We start from the raw sequence: 18,094 nt of genomic DNA, 5'->3' as shown, positions 1-18,094 counted from the left end.
GCGCGACAGCCAGATGGACATGACCATGCAGACCGAGGGGGGCGCCGTGGCGCCGGCGACCGAAAGATGGGGCAGCGACGTCGTTGCCGAGACGATCAGGGCGCTGGGCTACAGATATGTCGCACTGGTTCCAGGCGCGAGCTTCCGGGGCCTGCATGACAGCCTGGTGAACCACCTCGGCAACCATGACCCGGCGATGATCGTCTGCCTGCACGAGGAACACGCGGTGGCGATCGCCGACGGATTCTCGCGGGTGGCGCAGGAGCCGATGGCCGTCATCCTGCATTCCAATGTCGGGCTGATGCATGCGACGATGACGATCTTCAACGCCTGGTGCGATCGCCGGCCGATGCTGATCCTCGGCGCGACGGGCCCGGTCGACGCGCATCGCCGCCGGCCCTGGATCGACTGGATCCACACTGCGCGCGACCAGGGCGCGCTGGTCCGGCATTACACCAAATGGGACGACCAGCCGGCCTCGGCCGAGGCCGCGGTCGAATCCGTGCTGCGCGCCGACCAGATCGCGCGGACCGCTCCGACCGGCCCGGTCTATGTCTGCCTCGACGCCGAGATGCAGGAAAGCCGGCTCGACCGCGCGGTAAGGGTTCCCGATATCCGCCGCTTTGCGCCGCCGCGGCCGGCCGCGGCTCCCGCCGAGGACATCGCTCGGACCCTGGACATCCTGCGCAATGCGCGTGCGCCCCTGCTCCTGATCGGCCGGGTCTCGCGCCATGCCGGCGATTGGCAACGCCGTATCGCATTGGCCGAGCGGCTGGGGGCGACGGTTTTGACGACCACGCATAATGCGTCAGGCTTTCCGACCGAGCACCGGCTTCATGCGCTGGCCCCGGTCGGCGAGCGCCCGAACGACGCCGAGCAGCACTTGCTGCGCGAGGCCGATGCCATCGTCAGCCTCGACTGGCACGATCTGGCCGGCTTCCTCAGCGCCCGTTGCGGTGCCTCGCAGACGCAGGAGCCGCTGACGGCCGCGATCGTCCACTGCTCGCTCGACGGCCATGTCGCCAATGGCTGGAGCATGGACCATCAGGCATTGCCGGCCTGCGATGTCAGGATCGCGGCCGATCCGGATCGCTTCGTCAGCCAGTTGCTGGAGGCTGTCGGCACGGATTGGCAACCGGCGCCGTCACTGGTGTCCGAAGGCAGCCACTGGACGCAGACAGCCTCGGAGGGCCCGGACCGTACCGCGCCCTTCAACGCCGAACAGATGGCCTTCACGATCTCTGCCTTCGCGCGCGATCGGGAGGTGACGTTCGCCCGTCTCTCCTTCGGCTGGCCGCGCAGCGCCTGCCGGTTCCGCACGCCACTGGATTTTCTCGGCAAGGATGGCGGCGGCGCCGTCGGCACAGGGCCTGGCCACACGATCGGCGCCGCGATTGCGCTGAAGGGCAGCGGCCGGATGACGATTGGAGTCATCGGCGACGGCGATTACCTGATGGGCGTGAACGCACTCTGGACAGCCGCGCATCAGCGCGTGCCGATGCTGCTCGTCGTCGCCAATAACCGGTCCTATTTCAACGACGAGGTCCATCAGGAGCGCATGGCACGCCAGCGCGGCCGGCCGGTCGAGAACAAGTGGATCGGCCAGCGGCTGGATGACCCGGCGCCCGACATCATCGGGCTGGCGCGCGCGCAGGGTTTCGAAGGGGCTGTTTCGGTCCGTAGCGTCGACGAGCTGCTCGCCGAGCTGGAGCGGGGCGCTGCCGTTGTCGCGGCCGGCGGTCGCTACATCATCGATGCGCTGATCATCCCCGGCTATTCCGACCGATGAACGGGCCCCTGGGAGTGGACACGCGGCTCACCGTCGGCTGCGGCGCCTATGACCGGACCTGGCCGCTGATCGCGGGCATGTTCCGGCCGAAGGGCTATACGCTCAATTGGTCGGTGCTCCCGCCGGAGGAGGTCTTCCTGCGCGGCATGCTTGGAGGCGAGTTCGACATAACCGAGATGTCGCTCTCGACCTACCTCCTGCTGCGCTCGCGCGGCACCTGTCGCTATCTGGGGCTGCCGCTGTTCGTTTCGCGCAAATTTCGCCACAGCGCGCTCTATGTCCGCAGCGATTCCGGGATCGAGCGGCCGGAGGATTTCGCCGGCCGGCGCGTCGGCGTCCCGGAATATCAGCTCACGGCCAATGTCTGGGTGCGCGGCCTCCTCGCCGACGAATATGGCGTGCGGCCGGAAGCAGTCCATTGGATCATCGGCGGCATCGATGCGCCCGGTCGCGAGGAGAAGGTGCCGGTCACCCTGCCCGCCCGGTTCGAGACGACGCGGCTGCCCGCCGGCGAGACGCTCTGGCAGTGGCTGCTCGAGGGCAAGCTCGATGCCATCATCGCGCCGCGCGCGCCGAAGGCCTTCGCCGACGGGCATCCGGCGATCCGGCGGTTGTTTCCGGATGTTCCGGCGGCTGAGAGGGCCTATTTCCGAAAGACCGGCCTGTTCCCGCCGATGCATCTGATCGGCATCCGTTCCGACATCGCCGATCGCCATCCCGACCTGGCTGCGTCGCTGACCGTGGCCTTCGAGCAGGCCAAGGCCTTCGCCGCCAACGAGCTGCATCAGTTTGCCTATGACACGGCGATGCTGCCCTGGCAGGAGGCGGCGCTGCGCCAGACCGAAGAGGTCATGGGCAAGGATTACTGGCCCTATGGGATCGAGCCCAACCGCACGGCGATCGAGGCCATGGCCCGCTATTCCCGGGAACAGGGGCTTACCGACAGATGTCTCTCGATCCCGGAGATCTTTCCGAATCACTGCTGAGGGGACCCTCAGTGGCGCCAAGCACCAACGCCGCTCCGTCTGGCCGACAGGCGCAGTGAGCGAAGGCCAGTGCCGGGCAGATTGCCGCGCGCAGCTCAAGGACGGGATTCAGCGGCTGCTGAGTCCGACGCCAACGCGCGGATATTCGCCCGCGAAGGCTTGCTTCGCCTTGGCCATGACCACCCGCACCGCCTAGTATCGGGCAAATCGGCTCATGAAATGCTGGCGGCGGGTGCATGAATCGCTATCCGATGTTCAACCCGCAGCTGCTGCTCAGCTTCGTCGCGGTCTGCGAGAGCCAAAGCTTCACCCGCGCCGCCGACCGCGTGTCCCTGTCGCAGTCCACCGTCAGCCAGCAGGTCAGGCGCCTGGAGGAGATGCTGGGCAAGCCGCTCTTCGAGCGCTCCTCGCATCAGGTCGAGCTGACCGAGGAGGGTGGGCGGCTGCTGAGCTATGCACGGCGCATCATCGCCCTGAACGAGGAGGCGCATGACGCCTTGACCGGCTTCTGGCGCGACGGCGTGCTGCGGCTGGGCATGCCGGAGGATTTTACGGTCCCCACCGTCGACCTGCTGGCGGCATTCAGCCGTGAGCAGCCGCATCTGAGGCTGGACGTCACCAGCGGCCTCAGCGCCGATCTGCGCAGCGCCTATGAGCGCGAAGAGCTGGACCTGATCCTGGTCAAGCAGCGCCGCCGTCAGCCGCCGCGCGCGGCCAGGCTCGAACCGCTGCTATGGCTGGACAGCCAGGCGCACCCGGCCATCGAACGCTCGCCGGTGCCGCTGGCGGTGTTCCCGCTCAACGGTCTCTATCGCGAGGAGCTCTGCCAGGCGCTGGACAGCCTCGGCATTCGCTGGCGTGTAAGCTACAGCAGCGCCAGCCTGGCTGCCCTCGCTGCCGCCTCCGCCGCCGGGCTGGGCGTGACGCTGCTGCCGGCCGGCTGCCGGCTGCCCGACCACCGAACGCTGGGCGCGGCAGAAGGACTGCCGGAGGTGAACGATTTCGAGCTGGCGTTGTATTACCGCGACAACGCGCCTGCTGCGGCCATCGTACTGGCGGAAAGACTGGCCGAATTCTGCCGGCTGGAGCGATGAGTGGCCGGATTGCGCTGATGCGTGATCCCGACCGGCTTCATTGCCAAATCGAATAGTCAGCATTGGCAAATATCGCTGCCAACCCGGGCGGCCCATTCGTAATCTAGGGGCTGAAAAGACCAACCCCTGGGTTAAGGAAACGAACGTGGAAAGTGTCCATCAACACAGCCGCAGGAGCTTTCTCAGTCAGACTGGAAAACTCACCACCGCCTGCGCGGTCATCGGCTTGGCCAGCGGTGCTGCAAAGGCAGCACCGGCCAGCGCCGGCCGCCCGTCCGAGGCCGGCGCGAGCACGCTGACCGATCGGCATTACTACCTGAGCGACGTGCGGCTTGAAGAAGGCTTCGCGTATGATGGCGACACGGTCATCGGCACCCGCACCGCGCTCCACACGCTTGAGATCAAGGACGGCAAGATCGCCGCGCTGCACCCGGCAAACACCGCTCCGCCCGCCGGCGTGCCGCGCTATCAGGCGCATGGCCAGCTCATGCTGCCGGCGATGCGCGACATGCACATTCACCTGGACAAGACCTTCTACGGTGGCCCGTGGCAGGCGCCGCGACCGCGCCAGGGCAAGACCATCATGGACATGATCGCGCTGGAACAGACTCTGCTCCCCAAGCTGTTGCCGACCTCGCAACAGCGCGCCGAGCAGCTGATTGCCCTGCTGCAGTCCAAGGGCACGACCGTGGCGCGCAGCCATTGCAACATCGACCCGGTCAGCGGGCTGAAGAGCCTGGAGCACCTGCAGCGCGCGCTGGAGAATCACCGCAGCGATTTCAGCTGCGAGATCGTCGCCTTCCCGCAGCACGGCCTGCTGCATTCCCAGGTCGACGGCCTGATGCGCGAAGCCATGCAGATGGGCGTGCACTATGTCGGCGGCCTGGACCCGACCAATGTCGACGGTTCGATGCAGAAATCGCTCGACGCGATGTTCCAGATCGCTCTCGATACCGGCAAAGGCGTCGATATCCACCTGCATGAGACCAATCCGGCCGGTGTGGCCGCGATCAACCACATGATCGATACGGTGGAGAAGAATCCGGCACTGCGCGGCAAGGTGACCATCAGCCACGCCTTCGCGCTCACCACGCTCCCTCCGGACGCTCTGGCCGAAACCGCCTCCCGTCTGGCGGCGCAGCAGATGACCATCGCCTCGACGGTACCGATCGGCGGCCTGATGATGCCGCTGCCTCGGTTGAGCGAAGCAGGCGTCTTCGTGATGACCGGGACCGACAGCGTGATCGATCACTGGTCGCCGTTCGGTTGCGCCGACATGCTGGAAAAAGCCAACCTGTATGCTCAGCTCTACCGGGGCAGCGATGAGTTCCGGTTGTCGCGTGCCATGGCGATTGCCACCGGCGGGGTGCTGCCCTTGGATAATGGCGGCAATCGCGTCTGGCCAAGGGCCGGCGATGACGCAGCCTTCACGCTGGTCGGCGCCAGTTGCTCCGCCGAGGCGGTCGCCCGCCTGCCCGCACGCAGCGCCACGTTCCATCGCGGGCGCATGGTCTATGGCAGCGTCGGCAACGCCTGATAGCGGTGCGTCCTCGCCCTCCTGACCGCCTGCCCCGGGGCCGTCGGGAGGGGAGGCCGCTTGCTTGGTCGTGGCGTAGCGCGCCGGGCGGTCGGGCACGTCATCCCGTCGCGAAGAATGCCAGCCGGTTGAAGAGCGTGTAGTGCGCTTCGAAGACCATGATCGCGACGAAGACCATCAACGCCGCAGGCGGCAGCAGGATCGCGTAGGCGAGCGCAAGGCGCTCCCAGGCCATGTGCATGAAGACTGCGACGATCAACCCTGCTTTCAGCGCCATGAAGAGCAGGATCAGCGACCAGCGCAGATAGCCCACGAGGCCGAAGTAATCGACCATGTAGGAGCAGGCACTGAGGATGAAGAGCCAGGCCCAGACGACGAGATAGAGCCGGATGGGGTGCTGCTGCGTATCGCCGTGCGGAGTGTTTGATTGAGCCATGGCGACCTCACCAGAGATAGAACAGCGCGAAGATGAAGACCCAGACGAGATCGACGAAGTGCCAGTACAGGCCGGTGATCTCGACGATCTCGTAGCGGCCCTTCCGGCTCGTGAAGAACCCGCGGCGCTCCTGGTCGAAATCGCCGCGCCAGACCTTGCGCGCGATGATCAGCAGGAAGATCACGCCGATCGTGACATGGGTGCCGTGGAAGCCGGTGATCATGAAGAAACTCGATCCGAACTGCTCGGCGCCCCAGGGATTGCCCCAGGGACGGACCCCTTCCGCGATCAGCTTCGACCATTCGAAGGCCTGCATGCCGACGAAGGTTGCGCCGAGCAGTGCGGTCAGCAGCATCAGGATCGCCGTCTTCCGGCGGTCGCGCCGGTAGCCGAAATTGACGGCCATCGCCATGGTGCCGCTGCTGCTGATCAGCACGAAGGTCATGATGGCGATCAGGATCAGCGGCAGGCGGTGGCCGCCGATCTCAAGCGCGAAGACCTCGCTCGGATTGGGCCAGGGCACGACTGTCGACATCCTGACCGTCATGTAGGAGATCAGGAAGGTGCCGAAGATGAAGGTGTCGCTGAGCAGGAAGATCCACATCATGGCCTTCCCCCAGGAGGCCGTCCTGAACGCTCGCTGATCCGCGGACCAGTCCGCCTCGACACCGCTCCAGCCGGTGAGACCTATGCTTTCGGGCTTCAGGGCGGTTGGCGATAGCTCGTTCATCGGTCGCGCCTCCTAGCTCAGCAATCCGCGACAAATCTCGATCAGGTCGTCGGTCCAGCGCATCAGCAGGCTGAAGAGAATGAGCCAGACCAGCAGCAGGAAATGCCAGTAGATCGCGCAGAGCTCGACGCTGAGGCGCAAGGCGCCCGATGCCTGGGGGGTACTCTCGGTCGGCGCGAAAGACCGGGCCGTCGTCCGCCCCAGCGCCACGAGACCTCCAAGCATGTGCAGGCCGTGGATTGCGGTGACCAGATAGAAGAAGGCGCTCGCCKGGTTCGCCGCGCTGAAATAGCCGGCAGCCGCGAGTTCGCGCCAGGCCAGCACCTGTCCGGCGAGGAAGGCCAGCGAGCAGACCCCTGCAGCCAGCAGTCCGGAGCGGATGCTCGACGGTTCGTCGCACCGCGCGGCGATCACCGCCGAATGCAGGGCGACACTCGCAAGCATGAGCAGCCCGGTGTTGAACCAGAGCACGATCGGCATCGGCAGAGAGCGCCAGTCCGTCATGCTCATGCGCATTGAATAGGCGCTGATCAGGAGCGCGAAGAGCGAGCCGGCGAGGGCGAGGAAGGCGCCGAGGCCGAGCTTCGCGATCAGGAGGGATCGCGTCCCCGCATCTCCGGCCTCGTCGATGACCCCGACTTCGAGCCAGGGCTTGGCTGTCAGCCGCTGATGCGACAGCCACCATCCGGCGAGCGTTGCCATCAGGACCATGAACAGGAGGATGACGACCACGATGCTGCCCTCCTCACGCCGTTTGCGGATCGGGAGGCTGGTTCTGCGGCAGGAAATCCTCTGCGGCGCCGGGCACGCTGTAGTCATAGGCCCAGCGATAGACCACGGGCAGCGTCTTGCCCCAGTTGCCATGGGCCGGCGGTGTCTCGGGCGTCTGCCATTCCAGCGTGGTCGCGCGCCAGGGGTTGCCGCCAGCTGGCCGGCCTCGCTTCAGGCTCCAGGCGAGATTGAAGACGAAGACGAGCTGGGCGGCGCCGACGATCAGGGCGACGATGGTGATGAAGCCGTTCAGCGTCGCCGTCGATGCCGGAACGAAGGCCATGTCGCCGATCTCGTGATAGCGGCGCGGCACGCCCATCAGGCCGATATAGTGCATCGGGAAGAAGATCAGGTAGGCGCCGAGGAAGGTGACCCAGAAATGCAGTTTTCCGAGGGTGGTATCGAGCATCCGCCCGGTGACCTTGGGATACCAGTGATAGATCGCGCCGAAGATGACGAGGATCGGAGCGACACCCATCACCATGTGGAAATGCGCGACGACGAACATCGTGTCCGAGAGCGGCACGTCGACGACGACATTGCCGAGGAACAGCCCGGTCAAACCGCCATTGACGAAAGTGACGATGAAGCCGAGCGCGAACAGCATGGGTAAGGTGAAATGGATGTCGCCGCGCCAGAGCGTCAGCACCCAGTTATAGACCTTGATGGCGGTCGGGATGGCGATGATCAGCGTCGTGGTCGCGAAGAAGAACCCGAAACTGGGATGCATGCCGCTGACATACATGTGGTGCGCCCAGACGACGAAGCTGAGCGCGCCGATCCCCACCAGCGCCCAGACCATCATGCGATAGCCGAAGATGTTCTTGCGCGCATGGGTGCTGATCAGGTCGGAGACGATCCCGAAGGCCGGCAATGCGACGATGTAGACTTCAGGGTGCCCGAAGAACCAGAACAGATGCTGGAACAGGATCGGGCTGCCGCCGCGATAGGGGAGCTGTTCTCCCAGAGCCACGATGGACGGCATGAAGAAGCTCGTTCCGATCAGCCGGTCGAGCAGCATCATCACCGCCCCGACGAAGAGAGCCGGGAAGGCCAGAAGCGCCATCACGGTCGCGGTGAAGATGCCCCAGATGGTGAGTGGCATGCGCATCAGCGTCATGCCCTTCGCCCGGCCTTGCAGCACGGTCACGACATAGTTCAGCCCACCCATGGTGAAGCCGATGATGAAGAGGATCAGCGAGACCAGCATCACGATGATGCCCCAGGGCTGCCCGGGCGTGTTGGGGAGGATCGCCTGCGGCGGATAGAGGGTCCAGCCGGCTCCGGTCGCTCCGCCCGGCACGAAGAAACCGGCGACGAGCACCAGCACGGCAAGCAGATAGATCCAGTAGCTCAGCATGTTGACATAGGGAAAGACCATGTCGCGCGCGCCGAGCATCAGCGGGATCAGGTAGTTGCCGAAGCCGCCGAGGAACAGCGCGGTCAGCAGGTAGATCACCATGATCATGCCGTGCATGGTGATGAGCTGGTAGTAGCGCTCCGGGTCGATGAAGGAGACGAGGCCAGGGAAGCCGAGCTGCAGCCGCATCAGCCAGGACAGGACGAGGGCGACGAGGCCGATCGCCAGCGCCGTCAACGAGTACTGGATCGCGATGATCTTGGCGTCCTGGGAGAAGACATATTTCGTGACCCAGCTTCTCGGATGATAGAGTTCGACATCCTCGACCTCGGCGGTCGAGAGAGGTCCGGCAGCGTCACTCGGCACATCGACCATCAAACCGCCTCCCGCTCTCCATCAGATGGCACGCCTCGTCGGAGGCTCAGCCGTCTTCCATCCCCTAGTTTCTCGCCTGCGCCCGCGCCGCTGCGGTGAGCTGTGCGAAGGTCTTCTGTTGCTGCAGCCATGCGCGGTATTCGCTTTCCGGCTCGACGACGACGCCACCGCGCATGAAGGTATGGCCGGTGCTGCAGAGTTCGGCGCACAGCGCCTCGAACGTGCCGGTACGGGTCGGCGTGAACCAGTAATATGTGACGTTGCCCGGGATCATGTCCATCTTGGCGCGGAACTCGGGCACGTAGAAATCATGGACGACGTCGAGTGAGCGCAGCAGCACCTTCACCGGCTTGTCGAGCAGGAGGTGAAGCTGGTCTCCCTGGATGATGATGTCGTCCTGGCCGCGCGCATCCTTTGGATCGAGGCCAAGCGGGTTCTCGGGGCTGACAAGGGTTACGTCGGTCGCTCCGAGCCGGCCATCGGCGCCGGGCAGGCGATAGCTCCATTGCCATTGCTGGCCCACGATCTCGACCGTTGCGGCATCGGCCGGCACCGTCACGAACTGCTTCCAGACGACGAGGCCAGGCGCCAGCATGGCGGCGACACCGATGCCGGTCCCGATCGCGAGCCACCATTCCAGCCGCTTGTTCTCCGGCTCATAAGCTGCCCGATGTCCTTCGCGATGGCGGAAGCGGAACAGGCAATAGGCCATGAACAGCACCACGGCAGCGAAGACGGTGCCGGTGATCCAGAAGGTGATGATGATGGTGTTGTCGATATAGTGCCAGTTGGAGGCGATCGGGGTCCACCACCATGGGCTTAGCAGGTGGAACGCCACCGAGCCGACCACGACCAGCGCAAGTACGACGGCAACACCMATGGTCAGTCACCCTTGCCTATGGCGGCGATGAACGGGGTCCGGTCGGCGCCGCGACGCGATAGGAGCGTGACGACGTCGTGAAAGCGGGCTTCTCGTCGGCCCGAGAACGATACCGCCTGCTCATGGTGGTGCCGGGGAGCGGCGAGAACGGGGCAGGGAGAAAGACTGGAGGGATGGCGCAGAGGGATCGCGTGGCGCGGGCTCGGACGAGCGCGTCAACCGGTTTCAAGCGTCGCTTCCTGCTCGCCATCGCCGAACCTCCCGGTTCGTCAGACGATTGCGCGTCACATGTGACGCAAAGCTCCCGCCCAGGCTGCAAAGCGCTCCGCTTCTCAGCCTATGGTCGCTGAATATTGTCCGGCCGCGTTCGCTGGTTGTCAATCGAGGCCGGCGTTGAGCCAGCCGCGCTATCGCCGCACCTGCGCGTCGAAGGCGGCTACTTCTTCTTTCCGTCGGCGTCGAATTGCTTGAGGAAGGCGACGATATCGTCGATCTCCTGATCGGATTTCAGGCCGGGGAACACCATCTTCGTACCGGGGATCTTGGCCTGAGGCGCCTTGATGTAATCGCGGAACGTCGGCTCGTCCCAGGTGATGCCGGAGTTCTTGTTGGCAGCCGAGTAGCTGTAGCCCTCGACGGACCCTGCCGGGCGCCCAATCAGGCCGTTGAGCTTCGGGCCGACCGCATTCCTCGCGGTCTCGCCGATCTGGTGGCAGGCACGACATCGCAGGAAGATCTTCTCGCCGGAGGTGGCGTCTGCTGCGGCAATGACTGGATGGGAAAGGAGGGGGAGAAGCAGGACGGTCGTCAAGGCCAAGCGTATCATCGAAGGGCCTCCTTCGGGTTCGGTTCGCCCCACCACACGCAGCAGGCCGGCCGGCGCATCCGTAGCCACAAATCCTACACTATCATTGGTGCAGCTCCAATCTGCCTGCGCTGGAAACGGTCGGTCACAGTCATCGACATGGTCGTGCCCGCCGATGCAGGCTCGTCCACCGGCCTCATGCGGTATGGTGGCGTGAACGCCCGCCGGGCTTGGTGCCGGGCAACCGACCGACATGAGGTCCGCTTGGAGAAGGCTGCTCAGGACATGCGCGAGCCGTGGCCGTGAGGTCCTCGCCCTTGCTCCGGCTGGGGCTGGATGGTGCGGGCCTCCGGCAAGCAGCGCTGCTGGCTCTTGCCGCCTGGCTCGCATTTGCTCTCGCATCGTCGCTTCAGATCACCAACGCCTATTGGGCCGCAATGCCGGTCTGGGTTGTGGCGCAAGCCTCGCGCGGGCTCTTGTTCGCCCGTGGCTCTCTCAGGATTCTCGGAACGTTGATTGGTGCAGCCGTCGGCTTCGGCCTGCTGCATCTGATTCCCAACCACTATTTTCTGTTGCTCGCGCTTGGTCTTTGGGTCGGCTTCAACACTGCGCTGACGCATGTGCTGCGCGGCGTCACCGCCTATGGCGCCTTGATGAGCGGCATGACCGCGGCCATCGTCATCCTGCCAACGGTGTTCTCTCCGGAACGATCCTGGGACATCGCCATTGCACGGGTTGAGTGCACGTTGATCGGCGTGGCGGTGGTGACGCTGGTCACGGCGCTATTCACGCCGTCAGCATCGCGTTCTGCTCTCATGTCCCGGGCGCGGCTGATGGCCCGGCAAGCGGTGCGGTTCGCAGCCTTGGCGCTCCAGGGCGTTCCGCAGGATCGGGTTGCCGTAGCCGAACGGCAGCTTCTCGCCGAGATGAGCAGCGTCACCCAGGCGGCGGATCAGATGACGGCAGGCTCGCTGCGGGGCTCGCGGCGTCGCAAGCGCGTCGATGCACTGGTCGCGGCCGCCTTGTTGGTGATGTCGGCAGGGCGCGCGGCTGCGTCGCGCGAGGCGTCGGAGGAGACCAACGCCAGGGCTCTGGCAGAACTTGACCGGTTGGCGCAACGTTTCGAACGGGAGACAGAGGCGCAAGGGGAGGTGCCCCGTGCCGAAGGGCTGGATCCCCGCCTGTCGGACAGTCTGCGGCGGCTGGTCGCAGCAGAAGCCGCGCTCAGTGCGGACCGCCCGGCCGGAGATGAGCTCTCCGGCCTGGTGCCTGTCTTCCTGCACAATCCCCATGGCGACTGGTCGCTGGGCACCACCGCCGGCGCGGTGTCGGGGTTGGCCACCTGGCTGGCTGCCTCTGCGGCCTATGCTGCAAACTGGCCGGTGGCGGAGCTCGCAGCGCTGGGAGTCTGCATCTTCTCGATGGTCCTGGGCTCGCTGGCGCAGCCGCAGGCCATTGCGCCGCATATGCTGAAGGGGGTGCTGGCTGGGGTGGTGGCTGCCCTGATCTATCGCTTCGGCGTGCAGCCGCATGTCCAGACCGTGCCCGAGCTGTTGGTTTCTGTGGCCCCGTTCCTCCTGCTTGGAGGGTTGGCGCGCGCGAGCCGCAGGACGGCAATCGCGGCGATCGACGCCAATATGTGTTTTCTCCTGGCCAGCCAGGCGGTGTTGCCGGCCGTCACCAGACCCGCCGCAATCCTGAGCGAGGCCGGCGCGCTTGTCGCCGCTGCGGTGCTGGTGACAAGCAGCTTCATTCTGCTGCCGCGCAGGCATGACCGGCACGCGGCAAGGACCCGCGAGGATATCCGGCGAGACCTCGAGCGGCTCCTCGCCAATCCGCAGGCCAGGCGCGGGGCAAGCTGGGATCAGGGCATGACCCGGCAGATCATGCGCCTCACTCTGCACCTCGCCCGAGCCGGAGAGGGCGATGGCGGCGCTACGCATGGCCTGCTTGGCGTGCTCAATCTCGGCATCGCGGCGACGGCGCTGCAGCGGTTGATGTCTGAGGGAGGGCTCGGGGACGAGGATCGGCGGCTGATTGCGCAGGGGCTCGCGGCTCTGGGGCGGTTCAGGACGGAATCGCCCAGGCCGGAATTGTTCGACGAGGCCGCGCGAACAATCGCGAATGCCGACGCCGCACGCGCCGTGAAGGAGGCCGCAGCGGCATTTCGGCAGGCGGAGGCCTTTCTCGCCGGGGCGTAATGGCGTGCGCAGGAGGCCGGCGCAAGCTCGGCGCTCATCCCGGTCAGGCCGCTTCAACGGCACAGAGCCGGGATGTCGTCGTTAGATTTTCCCAGAAAGGGCGCCTCAGGCTGAGTGCTTCTTCACCCAGGCGACATAGGCATCCATCCAGCCTTGCAGGAAAGCCCGGCTGGAATCACCGATCTCGCCGCTCTCGGTGAACAACCCATCCTTGGCCTGGATGAAGACTTCCGGCTGTCCGAGCGTCGGCATGTCGAGATAGGCGAGGACATTGCGCAGATGCTGCTGCGCAATCGCTGTTCCGATAGCGCCGACCGACACGCCGAGAACACCGGCCGGCTTGCCGACCCAGGCACTCTGCCCATAGGGCCGCGAGGCTTGATCGATCGCGTTCTTCAGCACGCCGGGGATGGAGCGGTTATACTCGGCAGTGACGAAGATGACGCCCTGGGAGCCGGTGATTTCAGCCTTCAGTCGCTTCACGACCGGGGCCTGGTTCGCGTCGTCATCCTGATTGTAGAGCGGCAGATCGCCGATCGCGACCTGATGAAACCTGAATTCGGGCGGGGCGAGTTTGGCGATGGCCGTGGCAAGCTTGCGATTGAAGGAATCGCGACGAAGGCTGCCGATCACGACGGCAATTCTGAATTCGCTCATGGTGTGTCCCATCACATCGTGCTGGTTGCGGCGTCGAGCCTAGTGCCCGACACCCGATTTGTCGCGCGCGATCATCCCGGCCGCGCGCCACGTGAGCGAGGTGGATACGAGACCGGTCCGAGGTTCAGATCGAGCTTCCCGCCTTCTCCGCCGTCACCCCGACTTTCGCCGCCGACCCTGCATCCTTGGCCGGGCGAGGGTCGCGCCAGTCGATGAGCCGGTAGAACATCGGGATGAAGAAGGTGGCGATGAAGGTCGCCGCCAACATGCCGCCGATCACGCCCGTGCCGATCGAGTGCCGGCTCGCGGAGCCCGCTCCGCTGCTGATCGCGAGCGGAACGACGCCGAGAATGAAGGCGAGCGAGGTCATCACGATCGGCCGGAAGCGCAGCCGCGCTGCTTCGAGCGCGGCCTCGGCGGCACTCATGCCCTCCTGCCGCACCAGAACGGCGAATTCGACGATCAGGATGGCATTCTTGGCGGCCAGACCGATCAGCGTGACAAGGCCGATCTGGAAGTAGACGTCGTTGGTCAGGCCGCGGAGCCAGACCGCGAGCAGCGCCCCGAACAGCGCGAATGGAACCGCGAGAATGACCGCCAGCGGCAGGGTCCATTTCTCGTACTGCGCGGCGAGGATCAGGAACACCATGATGATGCCGAAGATCATGGCCTGCGAGCCGGTCCCGCTGGTGGCGAGCTCTTGATAGGCCGAGCCCGTCCAGGCGATCTGGAAGCCCTGCGGCAACTCGCGCGCCACCTCCTGCATCGCAGCGATCGCCGCGCCCGATGTGTATCCGGGCGCCGGATTGCCCATCACCTTGGCCGCGGCAAAGGCGTTGAAGCGCTCGAACTGGTCGGGGCCGGCGACGCGCACGGCTTTCACCAGCGTATCGAGCGGCACCATCTTGTTGTTGCTCGAGCGCACGAAAACCTGCTTGAGATCCTTCGGTGCCTGACGGAAAGCGGCCTCCGACTGCAGGTTGACGCGGTAGTTGCGCCCATAGAGCGTGAAGTCATTGACGTAGAGGCTGCCGAACGTGCTTTGCATCGTCTCGAAGACGGAGCTGATCGGCACGCCGAGCGCCTTGGCCATGTCGCGGTCCAGGTCGAGCCGGTACTGCGGAACGCCGGTGTCGAAGGTCGTGCGCACGCCGGCCAGCTCGGGACGTTTCGAGGCGGCTTCGACCAGTTGTGCGGTGGCGGCGGAGAGCGACTGGACGCCGCCTCCGGTGCGATCCTGCACATAGAGTTCGAACCCGCCCGTGGTGCTCAACCCGCTGATCGGCGGCGGATTGAAGAACAGGACCATGGCGTCCTTGATCCCGATATTCATGCCGGTGAACGTCTTGACCAGGTTGCGCGCATCGAGGTCCGGGGTTCGGCGCTCGCTCCAGTCCTTCAGCGTCACGAAGGTCGTGGCGGCGCTGGTCCGCTCGCTTCCGGAGAGAAGGTCGAACCCCGAAATGGCGAAGACGTTTTCGACAGCCGGGTGCTTGCCGATATTGGTCGCAGCCTCATCCATCACCGCCACGGTGCGGTTCAGCGAGGCGGCCGGAGGCAGGATGGCCACCCCGAGCAGCACGCCCTGGTCTTCGTCTGGAACCAGCGAGCCCGGAATGGTCCGGAACAGGATGCCGGTGCCGGCGATGAGCACGGCGAAGAGCACAAGGCCGATGGCGAAGCGTTTGACCAGGAAGCCGACGCCGGAGACGTAGCCGTTCGTCAGCTTGTCGAAGAAGCGGTTGAACAGCCGGAACGGCAATGCCGGCTCCTGATGGCCCGGTTTCAGGATCAGCGCGCACAAAGCCGGAGTCAGGGTCAGCGCGACGATGCCCGAGATCGTGACCGACAGTGCGATCGTGACCGCGAACTGCTTGTACATCGCGCCGGCCAACCCGCCCATGAACGACACGGGGATGAAGACCGCGCACAGCACCAGGACGATCGCGATGACCGGCCCGGTGACTTCGCTCATCGCCTTGATCGAAGCCTCTCGCGGCGACAGGTGCTCGGTCGCCATGATGCGCTCGACATTCTCCAGAACCACGATCGCGTCGTCGACGACGATGCCGATGGCGAGGACGAGGCCGAACAGGGTGAGCAGGTTGATCGAGAAGCCGAACATGTACATGCCGGCAAAGGTGCCGATGATCGAGATCGGCACCGCGATGACCGGGATGAGCGTGGCCCGGAAGTTCTGCAGGAAGAGGAAGACGACGAGGATGACCAGGACGATGGCCTCGACGAAGGTCTTGACCACCTCCTCGATCGAGACCTGGATGAACTTCGTCGTGTCGTAGGGAATGCTGTAGGCCATGCCCTCCGGGAAGGACTGCTTCAGCTCGTCCATGCGGCTCTTGAGCGCCTCCATGGTCGAGAGCGCGTTCGCTCCCGTCTGAAGATAGACCGCAAGGGGCACCGCAGGCTTGCCGTTGAGCTTGCTGTCGACGGTATAGCTGGCCGAGCCGAGCTCGACCCGCGCCACATCCCTGAGCCTGAGCGTCGCCGCGTTGATGTCGGAGCGCAGGATGATGTTGCCGAACGCCTCGGCATCCGGGAGACGCCCCTGGGTCGTGGCGGAATAGGTGAAGGGGGTCGATGGGTCGTTCGGCTCATCGCCGAAGCGGCCGGCTGCAAACTGGGCATTCTGTTCGCGAATGGCTGCCGCGACATCGGTGGTCGTCAGGCCGTAGCGGGCGAGCTTGTCGGGGCTCAGCCAGATCCGCATCGAGTAGTCGCGTTGGCCGAGCAATGCCGCGTCACCGACGCCAGGAATGCGCTTCAGATCGTCAATGACGTTCAGCAGGGCATAGTTGCCGACATAGGTCGTGTCGAAGCGGTCGTTCTCCGAATACATCGCCACGAGGCCGAGGATGGAGGTCGAGCGCTGGCTGACCGTCACGCCGAGCCGGGTGACCTCTTGCGGCAAGGTCGGCGTCGCGCGCTGGACGCGATTATTGACGTTGATCGTGGCCTGATCGGGATCGGTGCCCTGAGCGAATGTCACCGTCAGCGACATCTGGCCGCTGCTGGAGTTCGAGGACTGCATGTAGAGCATGCCCTCGACGCCGTTGATCTGCTGCTCGAGCGGCGCTGCCACCGTCTGCGCGATCGTCTCGGCGCTGGCGCCGGGATAGGTGGCGCTGACGACGATCTGCGGCGGCGTCAGCTCGGGATATTGCGCGATCGGAAGCGCCCGGATCGCGACGAGGCCGGCAAGCACGATGACGATCGAGATAACGGCGGCTAAGACGGGCCTGTCGATGAAGAAGCGATTCATGGCTTGGCAGCTCCGGGCGCCGCGGCGGCAATACTGACCGGCGCGCCGGGACGAACCTTGATGATCCCCTCCGTGATCAGCTTGTCGCCGGGCTTGAGGCCCGAGGTGACGATCCAGCCGTCGGCGACCTGACGTCCGAGTACGACGGGGCGGGCTTCGGCCTTCCCCTGGCTGTCGACCGTGTAGACGAACTGTCCGCGCGGTCCCTGCGAGACGGCCGCCTGCGGAACGACGATGGCGTCGTTGAGCACGACCCCCATCACGATCGCGCGCAGGAACTGGCCGGGCAGCAGGCGATGCTCGGGATTGGGGACAACGGCACGCAGCCGCAGCGTCCCGGTTTCCGGATCAAGGCCGGAGGAGGCGAAATCGATGACGCCGGGCTGCGCATAGACGCGGCCATCGCCGTAGGTGAGCTTGACCGAGAGGACCTCCCCGGCACGCTCCCAGATGCCCTGTGCCTCGAGCAGGGCCCTGACCTCGGCCACTTCGCTCTCGCTGGAGTTGAAGATGACGTAGACAGGGTCGAGCTGGGTGATCTTGGTGAGCAGGCTGCTGTCACCCGTGGTGCCGATCAGGCTGCCCTCGGGCAACTCCTCGCGGCTCGTGACCCCACTGATCGGCGCCCTCACATTGGTGTAGCCGAGATTGAGTTCCGCGACGTTCAGGTCGGCGTGAGCGACGGCGACCGAAGCCGTTGCGAGTTCCTTGGCGGAGAGGGCGTCATCGCGCGCCTTTTCCGTGCCGGAGCCGGTCAGGGCCAGCCGCGTATAGCGCTCGGCATCACGCGTCGCCTGGGCGAGCTGTGCCTCCGCCTGCTGGAGCTGTGCCTTGGCCTTGGCGACGTCCGCTTCGTAGCGCCTCGGGTCGATTTCGAAGAGGATGTCGCCAGCCTTGACCTCGGCGCCCTCGACGAAGTTCCGCTTCAGCAGAATCCCACCAACCTGGGCCCGGACCTGAACCTCCCGCGAGGCCTCGACGCGTGCGGCATACTCGAATGTCAGCGGCACCTTGCCGGCCTTGACCTCGACCACGGTCACTTGAGGCGGGGGCGCGGCCCCCTGCGCCTGGGCCAGGGTTGCTGCGCCAAGCAGCGGCCAGATGAAGGCAAGGCTGAAGAGCGCGAAACGGCGCCGCGGCGTGTAGGTGGTCATCCGTCGCATCCTTCCAGTGGTGCAGGTCGCGGCGCGGTC

Annotated in this window: 14 protein-coding genes; 5 read left to right on the top strand and 9 right to left on the bottom strand. The window is 65.4% G+C overall.

Annotated elements, in window-relative coordinates; all coding sequences use genetic code 11:
- The first annotated feature begins 19 nt into the window (after nucleotides 1–19).
- From AC1DIO_RS07940 to AC1DIO_RS07925, 4 genes are all read left to right on the top strand, one after another.
- The gene (locus AC1DIO_RS07940) at nucleotides 20–1,789 is read left to right on the top strand and encodes a thiamine pyrophosphate-binding protein (protein WP_441505052.1); all 1,770 of its coding nucleotides are present in this window, start codon (nucleotides 20–22) and stop codon (nucleotides 1,787–1,789) included.
- A complete protein-coding gene (locus AC1DIO_RS07935) occupies nucleotides 1,786–2,775 on the top strand; it encodes an ABC transporter substrate-binding protein (protein ID WP_441505051.1) in 990 nt (329 codons plus the stop codon). Before AC1DIO_RS07940 ends, AC1DIO_RS07935 begins: the two co-directional genes overlap by 4 nt.
- A gap of 236 nt (nucleotides 2,776–3,011) precedes the next feature.
- Entirely contained in the window at nucleotides 3,012–3,869 is an 858-nt protein-coding gene (locus AC1DIO_RS07930) for a LysR family transcriptional regulator (protein ID WP_441505050.1), read from the top strand.
- A gap of 145 nt (nucleotides 3,870–4,014) precedes the next feature.
- The gene (locus AC1DIO_RS07925; RefSeq protein WP_476853299.1) at nucleotides 4,015–5,406 is read left to right on the top strand and encodes an amidohydrolase family protein; all 1,392 of its coding nucleotides are present in this window, start codon (nucleotides 4,015–4,017) and stop codon (nucleotides 5,404–5,406) included.
- Between the two features lie 100 nt (nucleotides 5,407–5,506).
- Here the strand turns inward: AC1DIO_RS07925 and AC1DIO_RS07920 are convergent, their stop codons facing one another.
- The 6 genes from AC1DIO_RS07920 to AC1DIO_RS07895 form a co-directional block, all read right to left on the bottom strand.
- A complete protein-coding gene (locus tag AC1DIO_RS07920; RefSeq protein WP_113515643.1) occupies nucleotides 5,507–5,842 on the bottom strand; it encodes a cytochrome C oxidase subunit IV family protein in 336 nt (111 codons plus the stop codon).
- Nucleotides 5,843–5,849: 7 nt separating this feature from the next.
- Nucleotides 5,850–6,572: a heme-copper oxidase subunit III family protein gene (locus tag AC1DIO_RS07915; RefSeq protein ID WP_476775100.1), complete on the bottom strand. Its 723-nt coding sequence runs from the start codon at nucleotides 6,570–6,572 to the stop codon at nucleotides 5,850–5,852.
- 12 nt (nucleotides 6,573–6,584) lie between these two features.
- Nucleotides 6,585–7,304 (bottom strand): cytochrome c oxidase subunit 3, encoded by a 720-nt coding sequence (locus tag AC1DIO_RS07910; protein WP_476853298.1) that lies wholly within the window; start codon nucleotides 7,302–7,304, stop codon nucleotides 6,585–6,587.
- 13 nt (nucleotides 7,305–7,317) lie between these two features.
- Complete coding sequence (locus AC1DIO_RS07905) at nucleotides 7,318–9,078, bottom strand: cytochrome c oxidase subunit I (protein ID WP_476775099.1); 1,761 nt, start codon at nucleotides 9,076–9,078, stop codon at nucleotides 7,318–7,320.
- A gap of 64 nt (nucleotides 9,079–9,142) precedes the next feature.
- Nucleotides 9,143–9,958, bottom strand: coding sequence for a cytochrome c oxidase subunit II (locus AC1DIO_RS07900; protein WP_441491961.1), 816 nt, complete (start codon nucleotides 9,956–9,958; stop codon nucleotides 9,143–9,145).
- Nucleotides 9,959–10,394: 436 nt separating this feature from the next.
- Complete coding sequence (locus AC1DIO_RS07895; RefSeq protein WP_441505046.1) at nucleotides 10,395–10,784, bottom strand: c-type cytochrome; 390 nt, start codon at nucleotides 10,782–10,784, stop codon at nucleotides 10,395–10,397.
- 281 nt (nucleotides 10,785–11,065) lie between these two features.
- Here AC1DIO_RS07895 and AC1DIO_RS07890 point away from each other — a divergent pair, with 281 nt between their 5' ends.
- A complete protein-coding gene (locus tag AC1DIO_RS07890) occupies nucleotides 11,066–12,964 on the top strand; it encodes an FUSC family protein (protein ID WP_476767768.1) in 1,899 nt (632 codons plus the stop codon).
- A gap of 105 nt (nucleotides 12,965–13,069) precedes the next feature.
- Here the strand turns inward: AC1DIO_RS07890 and AC1DIO_RS07885 are convergent, their stop codons facing one another.
- From AC1DIO_RS07885 to AC1DIO_RS07875, 3 genes are all read right to left on the bottom strand, one after another.
- Nucleotides 13,070–13,621: an NADPH-dependent FMN reductase gene (locus AC1DIO_RS07885; protein ID WP_441505044.1), complete on the bottom strand. Its 552-nt coding sequence runs from the start codon at nucleotides 13,619–13,621 to the stop codon at nucleotides 13,070–13,072.
- 124 nt (nucleotides 13,622–13,745) lie between these two features.
- The gene (locus tag AC1DIO_RS07880; protein WP_476853297.1) at nucleotides 13,746–16,901 is read right to left on the bottom strand and encodes an efflux RND transporter permease subunit; all 3,156 of its coding nucleotides are present in this window, start codon (nucleotides 16,899–16,901) and stop codon (nucleotides 13,746–13,748) included.
- Nucleotides 16,898–18,055, bottom strand: a complete 1,158-nt coding sequence (locus tag AC1DIO_RS07875; RefSeq protein WP_441491955.1) for an efflux RND transporter periplasmic adaptor subunit — start codon at nucleotides 18,053–18,055, stop codon at nucleotides 16,898–16,900. Before AC1DIO_RS07875 ends, AC1DIO_RS07880 begins: the two co-directional genes overlap by 4 nt.
- Nucleotides 18,056–18,094 lie beyond the last annotated feature (39 nt).

It is taken from the genome of Allobosea sp. 05T439 (assembly GCF_056396005.1).
Note: the sequence above shows the minus strand (reverse complement) of the source record. Positions and strands in the feature narration are given on the sequence as shown.

Excerpts from the sequence above, each read along its gene's own strand:
- AC1DIO_RS07905 (WP_476775099.1), bottom strand. The coding sequence starts at position 9,078 with ATGGTCGATGTGCCGAGTGACGCTGCCGGACCTCTCTCGACCGCCGAG.
- AC1DIO_RS07920 (WP_113515643.1), bottom strand. The coding sequence starts at position 5,842 with ATGGCTCAATCAAACACTCCGCACGGCGATACGCAGCAGCACCCCATC.
- AC1DIO_RS07880 (WP_476853297.1), bottom strand. The coding sequence starts at position 16,901 with ATGAATCGCTTCTTCATCGACAGGCCCGTCTTAGCCGCCGTTATCTCG.
- AC1DIO_RS07915 (WP_476775100.1), bottom strand. The coding sequence starts at position 6,572 with ATGAACGAGCTATCGCCAACCGCCCTGAAGCCCGAAAGCATAGGTCTC.
- AC1DIO_RS07895 (WP_441505046.1), bottom strand. The coding sequence starts at position 10,784 with ATGATACGCTTGGCCTTGACGACCGTCCTGCTTCTCCCCCTCCTTTCC.
- AC1DIO_RS07940 (WP_441505052.1), top strand. The coding sequence starts at position 20 with ATGACCATGCAGACCGAGGGGGGCGCCGTGGCGCCGGCGACCGAAAGA.
- AC1DIO_RS07930 (WP_441505050.1), top strand. The coding sequence starts at position 3,012 with ATGAATCGCTATCCGATGTTCAACCCGCAGCTGCTGCTCAGCTTCGTC.
- AC1DIO_RS07875 (WP_441491955.1), bottom strand. The coding sequence starts at position 18,055 with ATGACCACCTACACGCCGCGGCGCCGTTTCGCGCTCTTCAGCCTTGCC.
- AC1DIO_RS07885 (WP_441505044.1), bottom strand. The coding sequence starts at position 13,621 with ATGAGCGAATTCAGAATTGCCGTCGTGATCGGCAGCCTTCGTCGCGAT.
- AC1DIO_RS07935 (WP_441505051.1), top strand. The coding sequence starts at position 1,786 with ATGAACGGGCCCCTGGGAGTGGACACGCGGCTCACCGTCGGCTGCGGC.